Origin of the sequence: Rhizobium laguerreae (assembly GCF_019778565.1) — a bacterium.
GTDB classification, from domain to species: domain Bacteria; phylum Pseudomonadota; class Alphaproteobacteria; order Rhizobiales; family Rhizobiaceae; genus Rhizobium; species Rhizobium laguerreae.
On the sequence record NZ_JAAXQT010000009.1, the window covers coordinates 154,145 to 176,116 of the forward strand.

General features: G+C 62.1%; 21 protein-coding genes. 9 read left to right on the forward strand and 12 right to left on the reverse strand.

Annotated elements, in window-relative coordinates; translation table 11 throughout:
* Positions 1-7 precede the first annotated feature (7 nt).
* On the reverse strand, positions 8-1,246 hold the full coding sequence (locus tag HFO71_RS25640; protein WP_020046916.1) for a GAF domain-containing sensor histidine kinase: 1,239 nt from the start codon (positions 1,244-1,246) through the stop codon (positions 8-10).
* A gap of 280 nt (positions 1,247-1,526) precedes the next feature.
* Here HFO71_RS25640 and HFO71_RS25645 point away from each other — a divergent pair, with 280 nt between their 5' ends.
* The 5 genes from HFO71_RS25645 (at position 1,527) to HFO71_RS25665 (ending at position 6,885) form a co-directional block, all read left to right on the forward strand.
* Positions 1,527-2,543, forward strand: coding sequence for an ABC transporter substrate-binding protein (locus HFO71_RS25645; protein ID WP_131641081.1), 1,017 nt, complete (start codon positions 1,527-1,529; stop codon positions 2,541-2,543).
* Between the two features lie 70 nt (positions 2,544-2,613).
* Positions 2,614-4,065 carry a sugar ABC transporter ATP-binding protein gene (locus HFO71_RS25650; protein ID WP_168285749.1) on the forward strand — a complete coding sequence of 484 codons (1,452 nt, stop codon included), beginning with the start codon at positions 2,614-2,616 and terminating at the stop codon, positions 4,063-4,065.
* Complete coding sequence (locus HFO71_RS25655; RefSeq protein WP_003550647.1) at positions 4,062-5,009, forward strand: ABC transporter permease; 948 nt, start codon at positions 4,062-4,064, stop codon at positions 5,007-5,009. The genes HFO71_RS25650 and HFO71_RS25655 overlap by 4 nt, the downstream gene beginning before the upstream one ends.
* The gene (locus HFO71_RS25660; protein ID WP_131641079.1) at positions 5,006-5,956 is read left to right on the forward strand and encodes an ABC transporter permease; all 951 of its coding nucleotides are present in this window, start codon (positions 5,006-5,008) and stop codon (positions 5,954-5,956) included. The genes HFO71_RS25655 and HFO71_RS25660 overlap by 4 nt, the downstream gene beginning before the upstream one ends.
* A gap of 14 nt (positions 5,957-5,970) precedes the next feature.
* Positions 5,971-6,885, forward strand: a complete 915-nt coding sequence (locus HFO71_RS25665; RefSeq protein WP_131641078.1) for an SMP-30/gluconolactonase/LRE family protein — start codon at positions 5,971-5,973, stop codon at positions 6,883-6,885.
* A gap of 89 nt (positions 6,886-6,974) precedes the next feature.
* On the opposite strand, the gene HFO71_RS25670 is transcribed toward HFO71_RS25665, so the two are convergent.
* Both HFO71_RS25670 and HFO71_RS25675 read right to left on the reverse strand, forming a co-directional pair.
* Positions 6,975-8,606 (reverse strand): GMC family oxidoreductase, encoded by a 1,632-nt coding sequence (locus HFO71_RS25670; protein ID WP_077980646.1) that lies wholly within the window; start codon positions 8,604-8,606, stop codon positions 6,975-6,977.
* Between the two features lie 194 nt (positions 8,607-8,800).
* Entirely contained in the window at positions 8,801-9,598 is a 798-nt protein-coding gene (locus HFO71_RS25675) for an alpha/beta hydrolase (RefSeq protein ID WP_131641077.1), read from the reverse strand.
* Positions 9,599-9,738: 140 nt separating this feature from the next.
* On the opposite strand from HFO71_RS25675, the gene HFO71_RS25680 reads away from it, so the two are divergent.
* A complete protein-coding gene (locus HFO71_RS25680; RefSeq protein ID WP_077980644.1) occupies positions 9,739-10,206 on the forward strand; it encodes a MarR family winged helix-turn-helix transcriptional regulator in 468 nt (155 codons plus the stop codon).
* 21 nt (positions 10,207-10,227) lie between these two features.
* On the opposite strand, the gene HFO71_RS25685 is transcribed toward HFO71_RS25680, so the two are convergent.
* Both HFO71_RS25685 and HFO71_RS25690 read right to left on the reverse strand, forming a co-directional pair.
* A complete protein-coding gene (locus HFO71_RS25685) occupies positions 10,228-11,007 on the reverse strand; it encodes an SDR family oxidoreductase (RefSeq protein WP_131661228.1) in 780 nt (259 codons plus the stop codon).
* A complete protein-coding gene (locus HFO71_RS25690; RefSeq protein WP_077980642.1) occupies positions 11,007-11,327 on the reverse strand; it encodes a nuclear transport factor 2 family protein in 321 nt (106 codons plus the stop codon). Before HFO71_RS25690 ends, HFO71_RS25685 begins: the two co-directional genes overlap by 1 nt.
* A 94-nt stretch (positions 11,328-11,421) precedes the next feature.
* Between HFO71_RS25690 and HFO71_RS25695 the strand changes: the two genes are divergently transcribed.
* On the forward strand, positions 11,422-12,324 hold the full coding sequence (locus tag HFO71_RS25695; protein WP_077980641.1) for a LysR family transcriptional regulator: 903 nt from the start codon (positions 11,422-11,424) through the stop codon (positions 12,322-12,324).
* Positions 12,325-12,403: 79 nt separating this feature from the next.
* Here the strand turns inward: HFO71_RS25695 and HFO71_RS25700 are convergent, their stop codons facing one another.
* Complete coding sequence (locus tag HFO71_RS25700) at positions 12,404-13,630, reverse strand: MFS transporter (RefSeq protein WP_131641075.1); 1,227 nt, start codon at positions 13,628-13,630, stop codon at positions 12,404-12,406.
* A 119-nt stretch (positions 13,631-13,749) separates the two neighbouring features.
* Here HFO71_RS25700 and HFO71_RS25705 point away from each other — a divergent pair, with 119 nt between their 5' ends.
* The gene (locus HFO71_RS25705; protein ID WP_131641074.1) at positions 13,750-14,340 is read left to right on the forward strand and encodes a TetR/AcrR family transcriptional regulator; all 591 of its coding nucleotides are present in this window, start codon (positions 13,750-13,752) and stop codon (positions 14,338-14,340) included.
* A 68-nt stretch (positions 14,341-14,408) separates the two neighbouring features.
* Here the strand turns inward: HFO71_RS25705 and HFO71_RS25710 are convergent, their stop codons facing one another.
* Genes HFO71_RS25710 through paoA form a run of 5 tightly spaced genes read right to left on the reverse strand, consistent with a single transcriptional unit; the run spans position 14,409 to position 19,784 of the window.
* Positions 14,409-15,020 carry a nucleotidyltransferase family protein gene (locus HFO71_RS25710; protein WP_221988570.1) on the reverse strand — a complete coding sequence of 204 codons (612 nt, stop codon included), beginning with the start codon at positions 15,018-15,020 and terminating at the stop codon, positions 14,409-14,411.
* Positions 15,013-15,933, reverse strand: a complete 921-nt coding sequence (locus HFO71_RS25715) for an XdhC family protein (RefSeq protein ID WP_131641072.1) — start codon at positions 15,931-15,933, stop codon at positions 15,013-15,015. The genes HFO71_RS25710 and HFO71_RS25715 overlap by 8 nt, the downstream gene beginning before the upstream one ends.
* Before the next feature lie 54 nt (positions 15,934-15,987).
* Entirely contained in the window at positions 15,988-18,186 is a 2,199-nt protein-coding gene (paoC, locus tag HFO71_RS25720; protein WP_221988571.1) for an aldehyde oxidoreductase molybdenum-binding subunit PaoC, read from the reverse strand.
* Between the two features lie 3 nt (positions 18,187-18,189).
* Complete coding sequence (locus tag HFO71_RS25725; RefSeq protein ID WP_131641070.1) at positions 18,190-19,140, reverse strand: FAD binding domain-containing protein; 951 nt, start codon at positions 19,138-19,140, stop codon at positions 18,190-18,192.
* Positions 19,137-19,784 carry an aldehyde dehydrogenase iron-sulfur subunit PaoA gene (paoA, locus tag HFO71_RS25730; protein WP_025396878.1) on the reverse strand — a complete coding sequence of 216 codons (648 nt, stop codon included), beginning with the start codon at positions 19,782-19,784 and terminating at the stop codon, positions 19,137-19,139. The genes HFO71_RS25725 and paoA overlap by 4 nt, the downstream gene beginning before the upstream one ends.
* A gap of 234 nt (positions 19,785-20,018) precedes the next feature.
* Here paoA and HFO71_RS25735 point away from each other — a divergent pair, with 234 nt between their 5' ends.
* A complete protein-coding gene (locus HFO71_RS25735) occupies positions 20,019-20,885 on the forward strand; it encodes a creatininase family protein (protein ID WP_206102987.1) in 867 nt (288 codons plus the stop codon).
* Here HFO71_RS25735 and HFO71_RS25740 read toward each other — a convergent pair.
* Positions 20,848-21,837 (reverse strand): LysR family transcriptional regulator, encoded by a 990-nt coding sequence (locus HFO71_RS25740; RefSeq protein WP_168285747.1) that lies wholly within the window; start codon positions 21,835-21,837, stop codon positions 20,848-20,850. The genes HFO71_RS25735 and HFO71_RS25740 overlap by 38 nt on opposite strands.
* Between the last annotated feature and the right edge of the window lie 135 nt (positions 21,838-21,972).

Genomic DNA, 21,972 nt, shown 5'->3' on the forward strand with positions numbered 1-21,972 from the left:
CTTCTCCTCAGTTTGGCCCGCTCGGCGGGTCGTTCGGTACGAGCGGTAGCACGACGCGCACCACAGTGCCGCGATTGTTGTGGCCGGGGCCGGTCGTGAACCGCGCCGAAATCAGCCGCGCACGGGTCTTCATATTGTCGATGCCGCCGCCGATCCGTCCCCGCGCCTTGGCGAGGCCGGTTCCGTCGTCGGAGATTTCGATCGATAGCCGGTCGTCATCGGCCTCGAGCCGCACCGTGACGGCCAGTGGCGCGGCATGGCGCACCGCATTGTTGATCGCCTCCTGGGCGATCCGGAACAGCGCGACGCTGACGGTCGGTTCCAGTCGCTCCAGTGCGCCGTGCGTCTCGTCGACAAGGCCCCACTCGATCCCCGATCCCGTGTCGCGGGTCGATCGGTCCAGATGATGTTCGATTGCCTGGGCGAGGCCGAAGAGCTGGAGCACGGAGGGTTTTGCCTGCTCGATGATCTGCCGCAGATCCTGCATGCAATGCTGCAGGGAACGGGAGATCGGCTCCAGCGCCTCGGGCGCCACCTCGCCGTTGCGCGACAGCCGATCGATCCGGCGGGCGAGCCGCGTCAAGTCGGCGAGCGTCTGGTCGTGCAGGTCCATGCCGATGCGCTGGCGTTCCTGCTCCAGCGCTTCGGTAAGCTTCAGCGCACCTTGCCGCAAACCCTCCTCGCGGGCGCGGGCCTCTGCCTCGACAATGGCCGAGCGTTGCGCCTGCTCGGCCGCCTGCAGCGCGAAGAAATAGGGCGTCAGCAGGTCGGCGATGATGCGGGCGCGTTCAATATCCTCCATCGTATAGACGCCCGCCCTGTGCGACGAACAGGAGAGCGCTGCGATGATCGTGCCCTGCACTTTCATCGGCACATGTAAGCGGCTCCTCAGCGACTGTTCGACGATCGGCCGCTTGAAGGCGCCCTCGAAGTGGAAACGCGGGTCGGTCATGGCGTCGTCCGCCAGCAGAAAATCCACCTCGCCCCAGAGCAGCGAACGGATGGGGCTGTTGACAACAGGCGCGCCGGCAAGCCCGCCCCAGGCAGTTTCGATGCCCGTCTCGTAGGCCGTGTGGTAGTTGCCGCCCTCAAGCAGCACGCAGACATCGAGGTGGTCGTGCGGGATGATATGGGCGACCTCGGCGGCAACGGAACGGATAGCCGAGCGAAAGTCGAGCTGGCCCGCTAGCAGCCGGGAGATGCCGAGATAATGGTCGAACATGGCTGCGGGTACGAGATGCAGCATCGTCAGTTCCTCCCCGAGGCGGCGGCAGGCTCCTCAACCGGCCGCGACCCTTCGCAGTAAGCGCCCGCGGAAGCGCCGCCGTCTTGCGTAAACCCGCAGCTTGTTGCGCAAATCCCGCAAACGGATTGCCGCCTTGCCCCTGTACAGGCCGGTCGATCTCCCGCATCCTGCCCTTACTGAGAGGAGGAAGCTCAGTGCAAGAACAATTTTCACTCAGACCCAATTGGGCCGGCAGGAGTGAAGCGATCCGCCGACCAGCGCGATCATCAGGGAGGAAGACATGACAATCCGTAAGATGCTTCTGGCATCGGCCGCTATTGCTTGCGCCGCGATGCCCGTTTCCGCCTTTGCCGACACGTCGGCCAAGAAGATCGCCCTTTCCAACAACTATGCCGGCAACTCGTGGCGCCAGGCCATGCTGACGAGCTGGGGCAAGGTGACGGGCGAAGCCGTAAAGGCGGGCACCGTTGCCGCAGCCGACCCTTTCACCACCGCCGAGAACCAGGCGACGGAACAGGCCGCGCAGATCCAGAACATGATCCTGCAGGGCTATGACGCCATCGTGCTGAACGCCGCCTCGCCGACGGCGCTGAACGGCGCGGTCAAGGAGGCCTGCGACGCCGGCATCACCGTCGTCTCCTTCGACGGCATCGTGACCGAGCCCTGCGCCTGGCGCATCGCCGTCAACTTCAAGGAAATGGGGCGGAGCGAGGTCGAGTACCTGTCGAAGAAAATTCCGAATGGTGGCAACCTGCTCGAGATCCGCGGCCTTGCCGGTGTCTTCGTGGACGACGAGATCTCTGCCGGCATTCACGAGGGTGTCAAGCAGTTCCCGCAGTTCAAGATTGTCGGCTCCGTTCATGGCGACTGGGCGCAGGACGTGGCGCAGAAGGCTGTCGCCGGCATCCTTCCGAGCCTGCCCGACATCGTCGGTGTGGTAACGCAGGGCGGCGACGGCTACGGCGCCGCCCAGGCGATTGCCGCGACCGACCGGAAGATGCCGATCATTATCATGGGCAACCGCGAAGACGAACTGAAGTGGTGGAAGGAGCAGAAGGACGCGAAGGGCTACGAGACCATGTCCGTGTCCATCGCGCCCGGCGTTTCCACGCTCGCCTTCTGGGTGGCACAACAGATCCTCGACGGCAAGGAAGTCAAGAAGGACCTCGTCGTGCCTTTCCTGCGCATCGACCAGGATAATCTCGAAACCAACCTCGCCAATACCCAGGCCGGCGGCGTCGCCAACGTGGAATACACGCAGGCAGACGCAATCAAGGTCATAGAGTCGGCAAAGTAATTCTCCCGGCGACTGCCGCGCGGCCGCAGAAGGTCGCGCGGCATTTTTTGCAGCAGGCATGGCGGGCAGCATGGATGACGTTTTGAAGGCGGTGATCGCCGTCGATGGCGCCAAGGTGAGTTTCGGCGCAGTCAGGGCACTCGATGGCGTGACCCTCCACGTCATGCCGGGCGAATGCGTCGGGCTGGTCGGACACAATGGCGCCGGCAAGTCCACCATCGTCAGCGTGATCAACGGCGGTCTCGCGCCGCATGAAGGAAGTGTGGCGAGCGACGGCGAGCGGCTGGAGCGCTACGGCATCAACGCCGCGCGTGCCCGCGGCGTGCGCTGCGTCTTCCAGGAGCTTTCGCTCTGCCCCAACCTTTCGATCATCGAGAACACGCGCATCATGCATCGCCATCTCGGTGGTTTGGGTTGGCGGAAGCGCGCCGCAAAAATCATTGAGACGAGCCTCGACGCCGTCTTTCCCGGCCACGGCATCGACAGCAGCCGGGCCGTGGGAGATCTTTCGATCGCCGAGCGGCAGATGGTCGAGATATCAATGGCCTTTTCCGACTCCGGCATTGCACCGAGGCTGGTGATCCTCGACGAACCGACCTCGTCGCTCGATGCAAGCCTTGCCCGCCAGATGCTCGACCATGTCCGCCGCTTCATTGCCGAGGGCGGGTCCGTCATCTTCATCTCGCATATCCTGCACGAGATCCTCGAAACCGCCGACCGCATCATCGTCATGAAGGACGGTCGCGTCGTCGCCGAGCGCCCGGCGCGGGGCTTTGACCAACACGGCCTCGTCGAAGCCATGGGCACGGTTGCGAAGGAGGAGACAGGGCAGCGCTCAGTGCGCGAACTGTCCGCCGCTCCGGTCATCCTATCCCATCAGGGGAAGGGCCTTTCCTTTGCGGCGCGCAAGGGCGAGATCATCGGCCTGGCGGGTCTGGCGGGCCATGGGCAGACGGAGCTCCTGCTCGCCCTGCATGCCGCCCAGTCCGGCAACTGGCTGCCCGAGCGCGATCCGCTCGTCACCTTCGTCGCCGGCGACCGCCGCCTCAACGGCATCTTCGAACTCTGGAGCATCCTGCGCAACTTCTCCATCGCCTCGCTCGGTGACCTCTCCCGACGCGGCCTCATCCTCGCGGGCGAGGAGGGCACGAAAGGCGCCGACTGGAAGCGGCGGATCGAGATCCGCACGCCCGATATGGACAACCGCATCCTGTCGCTTTCGGGCGGCAACCAGCAAAAGGTGCTCTTTGCCCGCGCGCTTGCAACGCGCGCGCCTGTTGTCCTGATGGACGATCCGATGCGCGGTGTCGACGTCGGCACCAAGCAGGAGGTCTACGCGATCATCCGCGAGGAAGCGGCGCGCGGCCGCACCTTCATCTGGTACTCGACGGAGATGGACGAGGTCCGCCTCTGCGACCGCGTCTACGTCTTCCGCGAAGGCCGCATCACGGCCGAACTCGCCGGTGATGCCGTCAACGAGAAGAACATCATCGCCGCCTCCTTCGAAGGGGTCGCCGCATGACGTTCCGGCTGTCGTCCGACGCCCTGCGTCTAGCCATTCCCGCCCTATCGCTGACGCTGCTGCTCGCCGCCGTCTTCTGGCTGCAGCCGCGCGCCATGAGCTATGTCGGGCTCAACCTGCTGTTCAACCTGGCTGTGCCGATCGCGCTTGCGACGATCGCCCAGATGATCGTGATGGCGGTCAACGATCTCGATCTCTCGATGGGCGCCTTCGTCAGCTTCGTCGCCTGCGTCACCGCGACCTTTCTGCGGGATGCTCCGGTGATCGGCGTGCTGATCCTTGCAGGCGCGATCGCAACCTATGCAGGCCTCGGCGTCGTCATCTATCTGCGCAACCTGCCGTCCATTGTCGTCACCCTCGGCATGAGCTTCGTCTGGGGCGGCCTTGCCGTCCTGCTGCTGCCGGCACCGGGCGGGCAGGCGCCGGACTGGGTGCGCTGGCTGATGACCGTCAAGCCGCCGCTGGCGCCGATGGCGATCGTCGCCAGCATCGTCATCGCCTTGGTCGCCCATCTTCTCGTCATGCGGTCGTCGCTCGGCGTGCTGATGCGTGGCATTGGCGGCAACCAACGCTCGGTCGAGCGCGCCGGCTGGTCGATTGTCGGAGCGCGCGCTGCCGCCTATGGTCTTGCCGGCCTCTTTGCCGTGCTCGCCGGCATCGCCCTCGTCGGCCTGACCACCTCGGCCGATGCCAATATCGCGCTGCGCTACACGTTGCTGTCGATCGCCGGCGTGATCCTCGGCGGCGGCGAGTTCATCGGCGGCCGCGTCTCCCCGATCGGCGCCGTCATCGGCGCGCTGACGCTGACGCTTGCCGGCTCGTTCCTGTCCTTCCTGCGCATCTCGCCGGACTGGCAGATCGGGGCTCAGGGCGCGATTCTGATCATCGTGCTGGCACTTCGGCTGATGCTGAACCGCCTGGAGAAGCGGGAGAAACGCCGATGACCCCGCTCCTTCGCCTATTCCGCAAACCCTGGATCTGGTCGTGGCTTGCCGCCTTTGTCGTCTGGTTCCTGACGATCATGGTGACGCTCGGCGCCAGCGCTCTTGGCCTGTCGCAGGCAGCCCTCACCTTCGCGGCCTTCTCGGTCATCGTCGGCATCGGCCAGATGTTCGTCATCACGCTCGGCCCCGGCAATATCGATCTCTCGGTTCCCGCCACCATGACGCTTGCCGGCACGGTGGCGCTGAAGCTGATGAATGTCGAAAACGGCATGATCCTGCCCGGCCTTCTCGTCGCCATCATCATCGGTGTTGTCGTCGGTCTCGGCAATTATGCACTCATCAAGGCGCTGCGCATTCCGCCGATCATCGCCACACTGTCCATGAGCTTCATCGTGCAGTCCGCCGCCATCTGGACGAACCGGGGCTTGCGCATCAAGCCTCCGAGCGTGCTGGCGGAATTCACCACGTCGAACACGCTCGGCGTGCCGAATGTGGCGATCGTGGCAACCCTCATCTCGCTGCTTGCCTGGTTCCTGCTCGAAAAGACCATCTACGGGCGCTGGATCTCGGCGATCGGCCAGAGCATGCCGGCTGCGCGCATGGCCGGCATACCGGTCGATGGCACGCGCTTCGTCACCTATCTCTTCTGCGCCGTGCTCGCATCGGTCGCAGGCTATCTGCTCGCCTGTTTCTCCGGCGGCGCGGCGCTCAACATGGGCTCGGAATATCTGCTGATGTCGATTGCCGTCGTCGTGATCGGCGGCACGGCAGTCGCCGGCGGCGATTCCAACGTGCCGGGCATCTGGGGCGCATCGCTCTTCATGTTCCTGGTCGTTTCCATGCTCAACACTTACGGGCTCGGCGCGGGCATCCGCCTGATCATGACCGGCCTCATCATCATCAGCGTCATCATGCTCGCCGGCGGTCGCCGGGCCGGCATGCGATAAACGGAAAGACCGCCATGGCCGAGGCCAGCATTTACGAAATCCACGACCCGCGCTTCCGGCAGATGATCGTGACCAGCGCCGGTCTCGACGAACTCCATTCCGGCTGCCGCTGGGCGGAGGGTCCGGTCTGGTTCAACGATGCGAACCAGCTGTTGTGGAGCGACATTCCCAACCAGCGCATGCTGCGATGGACACCTGACAGCGGCGTCTCCGTCTATCGGCAGCCGTCCAACTTCACCAACGGCCATACGCGCGACCGGCAGGGACGGCTGATCTCCTGCGAACATGGGGCGCGCCGCGTCACCCGCACCGAGGTCGACGGCTCGATCACCGTGCTCGCGGACCGTTTCGAGGGCGCCAGGCTCAATTCGCCGAACGATGTGGTGGTGAAATCAGACGGCTCGATCTGGTTCACCGATCCGACCTACGGCATCATGTCGGACTACGAAGGTTTTCGCGCCGAGCCGGAGCAGGCAACGCGCAACGTCTATCGGCTCGATCCGACGACAGGCGCACTTGCGGCTGTCGTCACGGATTTCACCCAGCCGAACGGCCTCGCCTTCTCGCCTGACGAGACAATCCTCTACGTCGCAGACTCAGCCGCCAGCCATGACGAAAGCCTGCCGCGCCACATCCGCGCTTTCGACGTGGTTAACGGCAGCAGCCTGGCAAACGGCCGCGTCTTCTGTCTCATCGACAACGGCATTCCGGACGGCATCCGCACAGACGTCAACGGGAACCTCTGGTCGAGTGCGGCCGATGGCGTGCATTGCTTTGACCCGACGGGCAAACTGATCGGCAAGATCCGCGTACCCCAGACCGTCGCCAACCTCACTTTCGGCGGGCCTCAACGCAATCGGCTGTTCATTGCGGCGACGCGGTCGGTTTATTCGGTCTATGTCGCCGTGAGTGGGGCGCAGGTGCCGTGAGGTTAGTCGCCTTGAACCAGTACAAACCCGTTGCTAAAAAAGCTCGGCGGCCCACGCATGCGCCGCCGAGCTCCACATAAATCTCTTCATCATATGAGCTGATTGAACCCTCCGCTCGAGTCCGTAAGGCCATGCATTTCCCGGATCAGATCGGCCGCCCGCTCTCCAATGACAACACAAGGCGCCATCGTGTTGCCGGTGGTGATGCGAGGCATGATCGAAGAGTCTGCGATGCGAAGGCCATCAATACCATACACTTTGAGCTCGTTATCGACCACCGACATGCTGTCGCGCCCCATCTTGGCTGTGCAGGATTGATGCCAATAGGTGACGGCCGAACGCCGTATAAAGTCGATCATCCCCGATCGGTCGCGCGCACCCGGAGCAGTCTCGGCCGTTACCAAGGGCTTGAAAGCGTCGCTATTTCCCAATTCCCGGCATAGCTCCACCGCGGCCAGGGCAGCAGCCATGTCTTCTGGTTCACTCAAAGAGTTGGGTTCGATCAGGATGGGATCGTTTGTATCCGGCCCGGAAAGCCGTAGTCGGCCACGGCTTTGCGGTTGGGCGAGACCGTTAAACATAGTCCAGCCATGTTCGGGCGTTTCGAGACCCGTCTCGATCGGCGATGGCACTGCGAACTCCAGCTGGCACTGAAGAATGTCCGGCTGGGCAAGACGCGAGTCGCTCTTCCAATATAGTTTTGCTTCGCAGCCGCTACCACCGATTGTTTCAGGTTTTCGATATGCCCAGGTGCAGCCGAATGCGAGGTGATCCTGATGATTGCGACCGACACCAGGTAAGTGCTGAACGACAGGAATGCCATGAGCGTGTAACTCATCTTCCGGGCCTATACCGGACTGCATCAGAACTTTCGGCGTGTTGATCGCGCCAAGCGAAAGCACCGTCTCGCAACGCGCCGTGAACTGACGTCGCTGACCTTCGACGAGAACCTCGACCCCAATCACCCGCTTGCCATCGAAGATGAGACGCGTGACCAGCGCATCGGTCAGCACCGTCAGGTTCGGCCGCGACATGAGCGGACGCACATAGGATCCGAACACGGATTCCCGCTTGCCATCGCGGATCCGCAGTTCAGCGATCGATGCCCCTCCTGGCCCCTCCATCATTTCACCGTTCGAGCTATCGTAGACGGGAATGCCGATAGTGGATGCCGCACGCAACAGGGCCTCTGCGATCGGTTGGGGCGCCTGCGGCTGCGCTACGTAGGCAGGTCCTCCCACGCCGCGACGCGTTGGGTCCGGAGCGCCGTGCCAGTCTTCGATCCGGCGATAGTAGCCGAGGATCGACTGGTAGCCCCACGCGTCATCGCCGGCTTCAGCGGCAAAGTGGTCCCAATCTCCCTTGTGTCCTCTGGCCCACACCATGACATTGATGCTCGAACCGCCACCGAGCCCCTTGCCCATGCTGAGAGGGAGACGTCGTCCATCTAGGCCGGGGGTCGGTTGTCCAACAAGACCCCAGTCCCGGCTCGAGCCGAGATTGAGCGGCCACTGCGCAGGGTCCGTAACGGTTTCGGCCGCATCGTCCCCACCTGCCTCGAGCAGCAGAACGCTCGCGTTCCCATCCTCTGCCAGTCGCGCAGCGACAACGGAGCCGCTGGACCCGGCGCCGCAGACGATGAAGTCGAAAACAGCACCGACCTCGCGCTGAGGAATGGGCGGATTTTCGGGTGCATTTTGGTCATGACTATTCAGCTTCACGTGACTACCTCCGTGAATGGATTCAAAATAATAGCGAAATTGCTGGGGATCCCGGGGGCGAATGCGGGCAATGGATCCCAGTCCGAGATCGTGCGGCCTTCCATGTGCGCGCTTCGGCCCGACCTCGCTCGGTTCGACAGCCCCTGCTCGTCGTCATCGGGACAGTGCGGACTGTCCCGATGAGGCTACGTCTGTCATTGCTTCTTCGCCGAGACGGCCTTAGCGGCCTGATCAATGGTATCGGCGACGACCTTCGGCTGCGTCATGAACAGGGCGTGGCTTGCCGAAACCTTGGTGATCTTCGCCTTGATGCGCTCTGCCATGTGGATCAGCATCGCCTGATCGAATGCCTTGTCTTCGGTAGCGATGACGGCCCAGCTCGGCTTGGTGCGCCATGCAGCATTTTCCAACTTCGTGCCGAACGCCGACATGTTGATCGGAACCTGCGCATCCCTCATGAATGCAACATCCGCATCGCTGACGTCATGAGCAAAGCCAGTCTTGAACTTTTCCGGGCTGACATATCCAAAGCCATCTTTCGTGGTCTCAATGACGAATGCCGATGCAGGAGCAAATCCTTGGTATTGCTGTGCCGTTGTCTCGCCGGCATCGGGGGACAGAGCAGAAACATAGACGAGGCCAGCAACCTTTGCGTCGACGCCCGCTTCCGTGATGACCGTGCCGCCCCAGGAATGTCCAACGAGAATGACCGGACCATCCTGCCGTTCCAACGCACGTTTGGTGGCGGCAACGTCGTCTTCGAGGGAGGTTAGCGGGTTCTGGACGATCGTAACGCGATAGCCGCGCTTGGTGAGATTGTCGTAAACACCCTTCCAGCCAGAACCGTCCGCAAAGGCGCCGTGGACAAGCACAACGTTTCTGACGGACTGGTCTTGAGGGATGGTGTCCGCTGCGTTCGCCGGCAATGCGGCAGCGGACAGTGAGGCTGCAGCAGCAATTGCGGCTACGGTGGTCGTGGTCTTGCGTGTCATGGCTATCTCCTATAACTGCGATAACTGTTATCGCGATATATGTAAGCTCGCAGACTTTAGATTGCTCGTCAAGATAATTCTTATCGCGATATTTAATTTTGCTATTGCATAGGCTATATGGAGGTCTACAGGAGCTTAAAATGACCAAACCTCACAACGATCCACCGCCTTTACACGACCAATTGTGCTACGCGATTTACACCGCCGGCATCGCCATCCAGCGTGCCTACAAGCCCCTTCTCGATGAGTTGGGCCTGACTTACCCGCAGTATCTCGTGCTCAACGTGTTATGGAGCGAAGATGGGCAAACGGTGGGCTCAATTGCCAACGCCCTTGCTTTGGAATCCAGCACGTTGACGCCGCTTCTGAAGCGCCTCGAGGCATCCGGCCTGCTGCGCAGGACCAGAAACCTGAGCAACGAGCGGCAAGTGGTGATCGCGTTGACCGAAGAAGGCCGCGCCTTGCAGCACAAGGCAGGTTGTCTCAGCGACACTTTGCTTGCAGTCTCGACCCAAACACCGCATGAGTTGGCCGCGCTGAACCGCGACGTACGTCATCTCCGCAATGCAATCTATTCCCAAATTGGCGGGTGGGACGCACCCGCCTGATCTGCACGTGCATGGCAGCATCTATGCAGTGGGGACCGTCCCCCCATCAATCGTGAATTCGCTACCGGTGATCGAAGCAGCGCGGTCGGAGGCGAGGAATGCGATCAGATTCGCGACCTCTTCCGGTTTGGCCGGACGACCGAGCGGAATGCCGCCAAGCCCATCCATGATGATCTTTTTGCCGCCTTCAAGGTCAGTTCCGGCCTGCTTCGCCAAGCGCTCAGCAAGGCGAACGGAGGCTTCCGTTTCGATCCAGCCCGGCGACACCCGAACGACGCGGACACCCTTCGGCGACACCTCCTTGGACATGGCCTTGCTGTAGGTAGAAAGTGCTGCCTTGGCTGCAGCATAGGCGGTCGTCGATTCTGGAAGCGGCAGCACCCTCTGTATGGAAGTGACATGCACGACCACGCCGCTCCCTCGGGCGACCATGTCCGGGACGAGCAGCCGATCCAGTCGAACAGCTGGAAACAGATTGAGAAACAGCTCCTTTTGCCATTCGTCGTCTGTTAAAGCGGAAAATCCACCGCCGGCCGCTGACGAACCGCCCAGCATGTGAACGATGATATCAACGCCGCCGAGACGTTGGCGCGCGGCATCCGCGACCATTGCACAGCCTTCCTCGGTGGTCAGGTCCGCTTCAACGAACAATTCATCCGGCAGGGCTTCCGGACGCGCCCGCGCTGTCGTCAGAACCCGCGCGCCGAGTTCCCGAAACAAACTAACGGACGCAGCGCCGGCGCCCTTGGTCCCAGCCGTAATGAGGACGCGTTTGCCTTCCAAATCGAGAAAGTCAGTCATTATCGGATCTCCAGGCTGACGATCTTGCCGCCTTTGATGGCGAAGTCGTAGGCGAGCGTCACCGGGCTACCGGGAAACTGGCCGCTCACCTTGGCTCGGAGAAGCGCTTTGTCGCCGTCGACCGTGCATTCCAAAGGTTCAGCAACGTACTGAGCCGCCTTCTTCGCAGCCACCCACCATTCTCGGATTGCGGCGACGCCCTGATGGCGCGCTCCTTCGTCTTCGACGACGGCTTCGATCGCAAAGGTGTCCAGCAGCGCATCCGCGTCATTGCGACGGTCTGCTTCAAAGTACGTGTTTATGATTCCGGGCGTATCCATTGTGTTCTCCTCATAACCTAACCGATACTTATCCCTCGACCATTGCATAAATAAGTGGGATAAACCGGCATGCGATGATGAACAGTGCGGGACAATGGAGCTAGCCAGCCTGAAGGAACTTGAAGCTGCCATTGCAATTGCGAGGCGCGGGACTTTTCGAGCAGCGGCCATTGATCTCGGCATGTCCACGACCGCGTTGAGCCATACGATAAGCCGGCTCGAGGCTGGACTTGGCGTGCGGTTGTTCAACCGTACCACCCGCAGTGTGTCGCTGACGGATGCCGGCCGGTTGTTTGTGCAGCAGGTAGGGCCCACGCTTAAGGATCTCCATGCTGCTCTGGATCTGGTACGCGCCCACCGCGAGACTCCTTCCGGAACAATACGGATCAACGCAGCGCCGTTTGCGGCGCGCGCCATCATCTCACCGCTCGTGCTGGAGTTCCTGCGCCGCTATCCCGACATGAATGTCGATATCGTCACCGAGGGTAAGTTGGTCGATATCGTCAAGGACGGGTTCGATCTGGGCGTCAGGGTTGAGGGCCTCGTTCCCAGCGACATGATTGCCGTTTCGCTCGGCCGGCCTCAGCGACACGCAGTGGTTGGGTCTCCCGAGTATTTCGGGAAACATGGTAAGCCCATGGTGCCTCCGGATCTTCTCAATCACAGGTGCATTCGTGTGCGCCTGCCGGACGGCTCCTTGTTTCGATGGCGGTTCGAAAAAGACGGCGAGCCGGTGCAGATAGACGTGCGGGGGCCAATCGCACTCGATGAGGCCAGCCTTACGCGGACTGCTGTGCTCGAAAGCGCCGGCGTGGGCTACCTCTTCGAACAAGACATTCTCTCGGACATAGAGGCGGGGCGCGTTATTCGTGTTCTGGAAGATTGGACGCCGCCCTATCCAGGCCTATGCCTCTACTATCCTGGACGCCGGAATCTATCGGCCGGCGTCCGAGCATTCCTCGACTTAGCTCGTGAGTTCTCCCGAAAAGCTGCGTGAGCCACTGCCTTCACCTTGAACGGTTTCGAACCGTTCAAGGCGAATCCTCCTGCGTCGCTCCTGTCTACCGTCCGCCCTTCTACTGCGCCGGCTCCAGCATCGCGCAATCTTCCCCGCCGGTGCACTCGCCCGAGAGGGTACGCTGACCGAGGGTAATGATAAGGACGGTTACGGCCCCGGCGGCCGCAGACACCCAGAATCCGCTCTGGGGACCGTAGGTGTCGACGACCCAGCCCGAGACGAAGGCGCCGAGCGCCATACCGATGCCGATGCCGGTCATCACCCAGGTGACGCCCTCGGTCAGCACCGATTCCGGCACGCGACGCTCGATCAGTCCGAAGGCCGTTATAAAGGTCGGCGAGATCGCGATGCCGCTGACGAAGACGGCGACAGCAAGCAGGGTTACCGAGCTGCCGGCGACGAGCAGCGGTAGCGAGGTCAGTGCGAGGATCGCAACAGCGATCAGCAGCTGACGGTGCAAGGGGATGCGCAGATTAAGCGCGCCGAGGGTCAAACCCACTAGGAAGGAACCGAGGGCATAGACACCGATCACCAGGCTTGCCGCATTCGGCTGACCAAGCTCCTTGGTGATGGCGACAACACTCACTTCCGCCGTTGCGAAGATCGCGCCGACGAAGATCAGCGCGAGCGTGATGATCTGCACCGGACGCTGGCGGATCGCGGAGCCAACCGAAGCCGCGCCGGCGACATGACGCACCTTCGGCTCGGTGCCGCGCTGCAGGATGAAGGCGACCGTCCCGAGCGCCAGAAAAGCTGTGCTCACCATCATGCCGGCTTCGGGGAATAGGGCGACGGCCAGCCCGACCGACAGCGAGGCGCCGGCGATATAGACCAGTTCGTCCGCGGCACTTTCGAACGCGAAGGCGGTGTTGAGCTCGGGCCGGTTGCGAAACAGTTCCGTCCAGCGCGCCCGCATCAGCGCCGGAATGCTCGGCATGGCTGCCGCGAGGAAGGCTGAGGCAAACAGCGTCCACACCGGCCAGTTCTGGTTGGTCGCGGCGATCAGCGCGATGAAGGCCAGCACGGATACGATGGTTGTGGGAACGACGACCGCGGTCTGGCCCAGACGGTCGACCGCTCGCGAAATCTGCGGCGAGATCACCGCATTGGTAAGCGCATAGGTCGCCGACACGGCGCCTGCCAGCCAATATTCGCCATGTGCCTGAGAGAGCATGGCGACGATGCCAATCGGCGCCATGGCGATGGGAAGACGTGCGAAGAAGCCGGCTGCGGAGAAGCCCTTGGCCCCAGGTGCCGCGAATATTTGTTTATACGGATTTGACATGGGACGATCCTTCCAGATATCGGGTAGAACACTTATATACGGAGCGTATGCGTTTAGATAATGCATACGTTCCGTATGTCAATGAAAAAAGATACGCGGCGTATGCCAATGGAGAAGACATGCGCAAACCGCGCCAGGAGATGATCGCAGAGACCCGCGGCAAACTTATTGCAGCCGGGCGGCGTGCCTTTGGTACGATCGGCTACGCGGAAGCCTCGATGGACGATTTCACCGGCGAAGCGGGACTGACGCGCGGCGCCCTCTATCACCACTTCGGTGACAAGAGGGGCCTGCTCCAGGCCGTCATCATGGAAATCGACGCGGAAATGACGGAGCGGCTGAACGAGGTCTCGGCCGCCGCTCCCACGCGCTGGCAGGGCTTTGTCGACGAGTGCTCCGCTTATATCGAAATGGCGCTTGAGCCCGAAATCCAGCGTATCATGTTTCGCGATGGCCCGGCTGTCCTCGGCGATATCTCGCAATGGCAGAACACCCCCGGCTGTATCGCCGCCCTCTCCCGCAGCCTCGACCGTCTCAAGACCGATGGCGAGATCATCGACATCGACACCGAAACCGCCGCTCGCCTCATCAATGGCGCCAGCAGCCACATGGCGCTTTGGATCGCCAATGCGGAGAATCCGGAGGCGGTTTCGAAGCGGGCGGTTACGGGATTTAAGGCTATGCTGGGCAGCCTCCGCAGGCAGCAGTGAGGTGCTTGATTTCCTATTCAGGCTTCGATAGCGGCGCGAGACCGGTGCTGCGCGCTGTCTTCCGCGGGTCAGTTCATTGCGCCGCCGGCCGCCAATACCTCGTCCGGCGTGTCGAGGTCGAGCAGGGCCGCGTCGCCAACATCGACATCAAGCACTGGCAGGCCTGATGTGGCGATGATGTCGCGCGCGCCGACGTCGCCTTGAAGTCGGAGGACTGCCTGGTTGAGAGAGCGTGGTAGGATAACGGGATTGCCAGGCTTGCCCTGTGAAGCGGCGCGCACGACGGCCTCGCCGCGCGAGTTGCGAAAGGCGGAAATCAGGGCGTCGAGATGCGTCGTGGAAATGTCGGGCATATCGGCCAGCATGACGAGAATGCCTTCGGCGCTGTCAGCCCACCTTGATGAGTATCCCGCGATGAGTGAGCTCGCCATGCCGCTGTCGTAATCGGGGTTGTCGACGAAAGTCAGATCGACCCCATCGAGCGCGGCCTCGATCTCGCTCCTGCGATGCCCCGTGACGACAATAACGGAGGCTGCATCGGCAGCGAGCGCGGTCAATGCTGACCGCCGCACGAGCGGCACGCCGTCGAACTCGGCCAGCAGCTTGTGCTTCCCGCCCTCACCCATCCGGCTTGCCTTGCCGGCAGCGAGAATGACAATCGCGACTGACGCCTTACGCATAAGCCACCAGTCTTGCCGCAGCGATATCAGCAAGAACCGACAGGGCGAGCGAGGTTGCATCCCGTGTCGGGCCGAACATCCCAATGGGCGCCTTGATACGACGGATGTCGTCTTGTCCGAAAGCCATGGCTGTCAGACGCTCGACACGCCGACGATGCGTCCGAGTGCTGCCGAGCGCGCCGATATAGAATGCCGGCGAGTGAAGCGCGGCCTCGAGAATGGCGGCTTCGGCGTCGATGTCATGATGTAGGAGCACGACGGCGGTGAAGGGGTCGATGGTGTCGGCGGCACCCTCGCCCCGTCCTCTGACGATCACGTCGTAGCCGGAAGCCTCGGCCAATCGTGCGACGGCCCGCGCTTCAAGCTTCTGTCCGGAAAGGACGACACGAGTACGAGGACGATAGACGGTCAGGAAATCACCCTCGGTCCAGCACGTCCGCACCGGCGGGTCGACCGATATAAGCGTCTGCCGCTCCGGCGAGTAGACAAGACCGGCTGACTGCCTTTGTCCGAGACGATCCAGAACATGCTGCAGAGCGCCGACATCTTTCAGAACATGGATAGCGATGGAGATTCCTCCGCCGCAGGGAAGAACGATGTCGAAGAAGGGCGAACCTTCGCCGAGCTTGATCGTACGGTCCTGTCCGTCTTTCATGGCAAGCAGCGCTTCTGCGGCGACGGCGGCTTCGACGCATCCGCCCGAGACATAGCCGCAGAAACGCCCGTCCGCGGCAACTGCCATATGGGCGCCAAGCGAGCGCGCAGCGCCACCGCGGATTTCGACAAGGGTTGCAAGAGCCGCCGCGCCGAGGCAACGGGCGTCTATCGCGAAGCGAAGCAGTTCCGCAGGATCGTCGGTGGACGAGGCCCTGACGGGAATTGGTGCCGCAATGGGCGCAAGTGTCTGATCCATGCAAGATCCTACAGAAATTGACGGCGGTCCGGCTTTAAGGCCGCCGCCGACTAATCAGGCCACATCCGGCAAGCCGCCGATCAGTTTGTCAAGGGTCAGCGGGTAATGCCGAACCCTGACGCCGGTTGCGTTGTAGACCGCGTTAGCAATCGCGGCCGCCACGCCGCAAAGGCCAAGCTCGCCGACGCCCTTGGCCTTCATCGGCGAGGACATCGGATCGGTCTCGTCCATGAAGATCACCTCCTGGTGCGGAATGTCGGCATGCACCGCCACTTCGTAGCTGGCGAGATCGTGGTTGACGAAGAAGCCGCGACGGGTGTCGACCGCCAGTTCCTCGGACAGCGCGCCGCCCGCCCCCATCGTCATCGCGCCGATGACCTGGCTGCGGGCCGTGATCGGGTTGAGGATCCGACCTGCCGCGCAGACTGCGAGCATTCTGCGAATACGGCTTTCTCCTGTGGCAACGTCGACGCCAACCTCCACGAAGTGTGCTCCAAATGTCGATTGCTGATGGGTCTCGGTGAGCTCGCCCCATTTGATCGTGTCCTCGCCGACAAGGCCATCGGGACCGGCAGCCTCGGCAAGCGGCACCGAACGATTGCCCGAGCGGACCTCGCCATTCTCGAAGACGATGTCTTCGGAGTTGAAGCCGAGCTTCTTGGCAATGGTCTCACGCAGCTTGACACAGGCTGCGTAGACGCCAGACGTGGAAGAATTAGCGCCGAACTGTCCGCCGGAGCCCGCAGAAACCGGAAAACGCGAGTCGCCGAGTTGGACGGCGACCTTGTCGATCGTCACTCCCATCATCTCGGCGGCGGTCTGGGCGATGATCGTGTAGCTGCCCGTCCCGATGTCGGTCATGTCGGTTTCGACCGTTACGACGCCTTCCTGGTCGAGCTTTACTCTTGCTCCGGAGGGAAGGACGAGGTTGTTGCGGAAGGCAGCGGCGACGCCCATGCCGACCAGCCAGTTGCCGTCCCGCCTGGAACCCGGCCTTCCCCTTTCACCCCAGCCAAACCGCTCGGCACCGAGCGTCAGGCAGCCGACGAGATTGCGTTGGGAAAAAGGCCGCTGCGGCTTTTCCGGATCGACCTGCGTGTCGTTGACGATCCGAAACTGCACAGGATCGATCCCAACTTTTTCGGCAACCTCGTCGATGGCTATTTCGAGCGCCATCAGTCCGGGGGCTTCGCCCGGAGCGCGCATGGCATTGCCCTCGGGAAGGTGAAGTGTCGCCAGCCGCATCGCGGTCATGCGGTTTGCCCCGGCATAGAGAAGACGGGTCTGATTGACGGCGGTCTCGAGCTGGCCGCCGGGTTGGTCGCCGGACCAGCTTTCGTGCGCAATAGCGGTTATCTTGCCGTCACGCTCGGTTCCAATACGGATCCGCTGGATTGTCGCCGGCCGATGAGTTGTGTTGTTTGGCATGAGCGGTCGTGGAAGAGCGACTTTTACCGGACGCCCAACAGCCTTCGCTCCGAACGCGGCAAGCACGGCGTCGGCTCGCAGGAAGAGCTTGCCGCCGAACCCGCCGCCGATGAACGGCGACATGAGATGGACCTTTTCCTTGTCTATGCCGAGTGTGGTCGCCAGATCCGTGCGCCACCAGTCGATCATCTGACTTGACGTCCACACCGTCAGTTCATCGCCGCTCCAGGCGGCGATGGAAGCATGCGGCTCCATCATGGAATGGGATTGGTCGGGCGTCGTGTAGGTCGCGTCCAGAGTGACGGGCGCTGACTTGAAGGCAGCATCGAAATCGCCGACCGCAGTATCGGGCTGCTGCGATTCGTCCGGCTTGACGGCGTTATCCTTTGCCTGCCCGAGGTCGTACGCACCCTTTTCTTCGGCGTAATCGACCTTGACCAGAGCGGCTGCGGCACACGCCTGCTCGAAGCTCTCGGCAACGACGACGGCGACTGTCTGGTGATAGTGCTGAACCTCGTCGCCACCGAAGAGCTTGGCGGTGTTGAACTTGCCCTTCTTCCGCTCGCCGACGTCGAGCGTCGTCACCACCGCAAGCACACCAGGAGCCTTTTTGGCGGCGGAAACGTCCATGGACGTGATGCGGCCTTTGGCGATGGCCGCGCCAACGGGATAACCATAGGCGTAGCGCATGTTCGGATCGTGCCACTCATAGGCGTACATCGCCCGGCCGGTGGTCTTGAGCTGGCCGTCGATGCGGTGGATCGGCTGGCCGACAACCTTCAGATTGTCGATCGGGTTGGTTGTCGCTGGCGTATCGAACTGCATGGCTCAACCCCTTGCTTCGGCAATGACCGCGCCGAGCGTACGCTCGACCAGGTCGACCTTGAAACGGTTCTGTTCGGTCGGATGGGCATCGGCAAGAAGAACGCCTGCAGCCGCTCGCGCGCCTTTAGGCAGCTCGGTTTCGGCTGCCTCGATGCGCCACGGCTTGTGGGCGATGCCGCCGACGGCGATACGTCCTGTCCCGTCCGGCTGGATGACCGCTCCGACCGAGACGAGTGCGAAGGCATAGGAGGCGCGGTCTCGCACCTTGCGATAGATGTGCTTGCCGCCGATCGGGGGCGGCAGCAGGACCGCCGTGATGAACTCGCCGCGCTCGAGAACGGTCTCGATGTGGGGCGTGTCGCCGGGCAACCGATGAAAGTCGGCGATCGCGATCGAGCGGCGACTGCCGTTGGCCTTGACCGTTTCCACAACGGCATCAAGCGCCCGCATGGCGATGGCCATGTCACTCGGATGCGTGGCGATGCAAGCTTCGCTTGTGCCGACGACGGCATGCTGGCGGCTGAAGCCGCCGATGGCGGAACAGCCGCTGCCCGGCTGCCGCTTGTTGCACGGCTGGTTCGGGTCATAGAAATAGGGACAGCGCGTGCGCTGCAGGAGGTTGCCGGCAGTCGTTGCCTTGTTGCGCAATTGCCCGGAGGCACCCGCGACAAGCGCCCTGGAGATCAGGCCGTAGTCACGGCGAACGGTTTCATGGGCGGCAAGATCGGTGTTGCGGACCAAAGCGCCGATGCGCAGCCCGCCCTCTGGCGTGGGTTCGATCTTGTCGAGGCCGACACCATTGACGTCGATCAGATGCGTTGGCGTTTCGATCTCGAGCTTCATCAGATCGAGGAGGTTGGTGCCGCCGGCGATGAATTTTGTTTCGGGATTGGAAGCGGCTGCTTTGGCCGCGGCCTCAACGGAGGAGGCGCGTTCATAGGTGAAGGCTCTCATGCTTTGATCCCCGCGACTTCAGCAATGGCATCGACAATGTTGGAATAGGCGCCGCATCGACAGATGTTGCCGCTCATGCGTTCGCGGATCTCGGCCGGAGTGACGGCCGCCTGAGCCGTAAGATCGCCGGTGACGTGGCTCGGTATATTCGCCTTGATCTCCTCGAGCACCGCCACGGAGGAACAGATCTGTCCCGGCGTGCAGTAGCCGCACTGGAAGCCATCATGCTTCACGAAGGCCGCCTGCATCGGATGAAGGTTTTCAGGCTGGCCGAGGCCCTCGATGGTGGTGATTTGATCGCCTTCGTGCATGACCGCCAGCGTCAGGCAGGAATTGATGCGGTGGCCGTCGACCATGACGGTGCATGCGCCGCATTGGCCGTGGTCGCATCCCTTTTTCGTGCCGGTCAGATGCAGGTGCTCGCGCAGCGCGTCGAGCAGCGACGTTCTGTTGTCGACCTCGAGATCGCGGTTCTCACCGTTAACTGAGAAGGAAACTTTCGATGTATAGGCCATGTCATTTCCTGGGGACTGTGCCGCCGCGGGCGCGACGGCTCCGGTGACCGCAATCGTTGCGGCCGACGAGATAAGTAGGTCTCGCCGGGAAATTTCCAGTTGTGTCTGGCTTGGCATGAACTGTTCCACCTTGCTCGTTGGACATAGGCGCGCGTCAACGCCGTCTGCAGACTTAGTGCAACTCTGCCTTCTGATTAGGTCCTTTATTCTGCATACGGTTATCGATCTGGCTCATGAATTCCCCGAGCCGCGGTCATAAGATGCCGCGAGCCACAACTTCAATGAAGTTGCCTTGGACGCGGAAGCGCCAGCGGAGCAACGCCCGCCGATGCGCGCGAAAAAAAGCAGCGCCATGCGCAAAAAATGATGCTTTTCCGGCTCATCATTATTTCCTACTCCCTATCGAAGCAGGTGACGAAAGGGGAAGACCGCATGCCCACGCCGTTTTACTGGAACGAGCTCAATACATATGATTTTGCCGGCCTCCCCCCCGAGACCACGATTGCCGTTCTGCCCATCGCCTCGACGGAACAGCACGGCCCGCATCTGCCGATCGCAACGGATGTCGCCATCGCGACCGGCATGCTGGCGGAGCTGAAGAGGCAGCGGCCGGAGGATCTGGACATGCTGGTCCTTCCGACACAGGAGATCGGCAAGGCCAACGAACACATCTATGGCCCCGGCACGCTGTCGCTCAGTGCAGAACTGCTCATCCCCTTCTGGACGGCTATCGGCGCAAAGGTTGCCGAAGCCGGGGTGCGGAAGATGGTGATCGTCAATTCCCACGGCGGCAATGTCGACATCATGAGCATCGTCGCGCGCGAACTGCGCGTGCGCTATCAAATGGCGGTGGTCTCCACGCAATGGGGCCGCTTCGGCCATCCGGAAGGCATGGTCAGCGATCACGAGAGCAAATACGGCATCCACGGCGGCGATGTCGAGACGTCGTTGATGCTGCACTTCCGCCCCGAGCTGGTGCGGATGGACAAGGCGCAGAACTTTACCTCGAAAGCCGAAGGGATGCGGGAGCAATCCAAATTCCTTCAGCCTCTGCCGCCGCATTCGCTGGCCTGGATCGCGCATGACCTCAATCCCTTCGGTGTGGTCGGCGATGCCTCGATTGCCACTGCCGAAAAGGGTGAGGCGATCTGCCGCCATCAAGTCAACGGGTTCGTCGAGCTGCTCCGGGACCTCAAGGCCTATCCGCTTTCGAATCTCTATGTGAAATAGGATCAGCCGCCGGTTTCACATCTGGTAGGATATGACCCTTGGCCTGCAATTCCTCTACCAGGCCGAGCAGTTCGGCGAGCAGATATTCGACGAAAAGGCTGGTGGCCGCGTCGAGGGGCGCACGGGCACGGGCAAACAGCTTCATCTGCTGGTAACGCGCATGCGGCTCGGCGATCGGCCGGAAGACAAGTTCACCGCGCCGGCATTCGGTGATGACGTCGAGCGGATTGAGCAGCGTCAGCCCGGTGCCGCATTTGACGAGCTGTTTCAGCATCTCCGATGCATTGGTTTCCAGTACCGGCTCGACCGAGATGGGCAGGCGCGCAAAAGCAAGGTTGATCACCTCGCGCAGGCTGGTGCCCGGCTGCGCCAGAACCAGTTTTTCCTGGGTGACATCGGCGAGGTTGATCGGCCCGGAACCGATCAGATGATGCCCCGGCGGCAGCACGACGCCGATCGGGATATCGAAATTTCCGAGCGTGCGGATGCCGGGCATGGCGGGGATGTTGAAGCCGAGACCGATATCCACCTCGCCTGATACAACGGGGCTGGCCGTCGTGCCGCCGGTGTCGTTGCGCAGCTGGACGAAGACGCGCGGATGCTCTGACAGAAAGCGCGCGATGATTTCAGGCAGCGGCCCGGCGGCTAGCCCAACGGTCGTCACCATCCGCACCTTGCCTGCCTGCTGCATCTTGAGGCTGCGGATGCGTCCCTCCAGGCGCTCGTAATTCTTCAGCACGTCGCGAATATGCTCGATGCAGAGCTCGCCGGCAGCCGTCAGCCGCAGGCCACGCGGCAGCCGCTCGAAAAGCGGCGCCCCAATCTCCTCCTCCAGCGCCAAAATCTGCCTGTTGACCGCCGATGACGCCACGTTGAGGCGCGCGGCCGCCTTGCGGATCGAACCGCAACGGGCGATCTCGTTGATGTAGAGAAGGCGTCTTGAGTGCAGCATGATCTCTCCGATGCATAAATTTTGCGCAGGCCGCCCAAATTATCTTCAGCTTTCCTAGGGATGCCAAAAAGGCATCAATGCGCACGAATTTTGATGCTTTTCAAAGCGCATGGCAATGGCTCAAATTCTCTCAAA

Bases quoted from the DNA above. Each gene is read 5' to 3' on its own strand.
- HFO71_RS25640 (WP_020046916.1), bottom strand. From the start codon at position 1,246: ATGCTGCATCTCGTACCCGCAGCCATGTTCGACCATTATCTCGGCATC.
- HFO71_RS25645 (WP_131641081.1), top strand. From the start codon at position 1,527: ATGACAATCCGTAAGATGCTTCTGGCATCGGCCGCTATTGCTTGCGCC.
- HFO71_RS25650 (WP_168285749.1), top strand. From the start codon at position 2,614: ATGGATGACGTTTTGAAGGCGGTGATCGCCGTCGATGGCGCCAAGGTG.
- HFO71_RS25655 (WP_003550647.1), top strand. From the start codon at position 4,062: ATGACGTTCCGGCTGTCGTCCGACGCCCTGCGTCTAGCCATTCCCGCC.
- HFO71_RS25660 (WP_131641079.1), top strand. From the start codon at position 5,006: ATGACCCCGCTCCTTCGCCTATTCCGCAAACCCTGGATCTGGTCGTGG.
- HFO71_RS25665 (WP_131641078.1), top strand. From the start codon at position 5,971: ATGGCCGAGGCCAGCATTTACGAAATCCACGACCCGCGCTTCCGGCAG.
- HFO71_RS25675 (WP_131641077.1), bottom strand. From the start codon at position 9,598: ATGACACGCAAGACCACGACCACCGTAGCCGCAATTGCTGCTGCAGCC.
- HFO71_RS25680 (WP_077980644.1), top strand. From the start codon at position 9,739: ATGACCAAACCTCACAACGATCCACCGCCTTTACACGACCAATTGTGC.
- HFO71_RS25685 (WP_131661228.1), bottom strand. From the start codon at position 11,007: ATGACTGACTTTCTCGATTTGGAAGGCAAACGCGTCCTCATTACGGCT.
- HFO71_RS25690 (WP_077980642.1), bottom strand. From the start codon at position 11,327: ATGGATACGCCCGGAATCATAAACACGTACTTTGAAGCAGACCGTCGC.
- HFO71_RS25695 (WP_077980641.1), top strand. From the start codon at position 11,422: ATGGAGCTAGCCAGCCTGAAGGAACTTGAAGCTGCCATTGCAATTGCG.
- HFO71_RS25700 (WP_131641075.1), bottom strand. From the start codon at position 13,630: ATGTCAAATCCGTATAAACAAATATTCGCGGCACCTGGGGCCAAGGGC.
- HFO71_RS25705 (WP_131641074.1), top strand. From the start codon at position 13,750: ATGCGCAAACCGCGCCAGGAGATGATCGCAGAGACCCGCGGCAAACTT.
- HFO71_RS25710 (WP_221988570.1), bottom strand. From the start codon at position 15,020: ATGCGTAAGGCGTCAGTCGCGATTGTCATTCTCGCTGCCGGCAAGGCA.
- HFO71_RS25715 (WP_131641072.1), bottom strand. From the start codon at position 15,933: ATGGATCAGACACTTGCGCCCATTGCGGCACCAATTCCCGTCAGGGCC.
- paoC (WP_221988571.1), bottom strand. From the start codon at position 18,186: ATGCAGTTCGATACGCCAGCGACAACCAACCCGATCGACAATCTGAAG.
- HFO71_RS25725 (WP_131641070.1), bottom strand. From the start codon at position 19,140: ATGAGAGCCTTCACCTATGAACGCGCCTCCTCCGTTGAGGCCGCGGCC.
- HFO71_RS25735 (WP_206102987.1), top strand. From the start codon at position 20,019: ATGATGCTTTTCCGGCTCATCATTATTTCCTACTCCCTATCGAAGCAG.
- HFO71_RS25740 (WP_168285747.1), bottom strand. From the start codon at position 21,837: ATGCTGCACTCAAGACGCCTTCTCTACATCAACGAGATCGCCCGTTGC.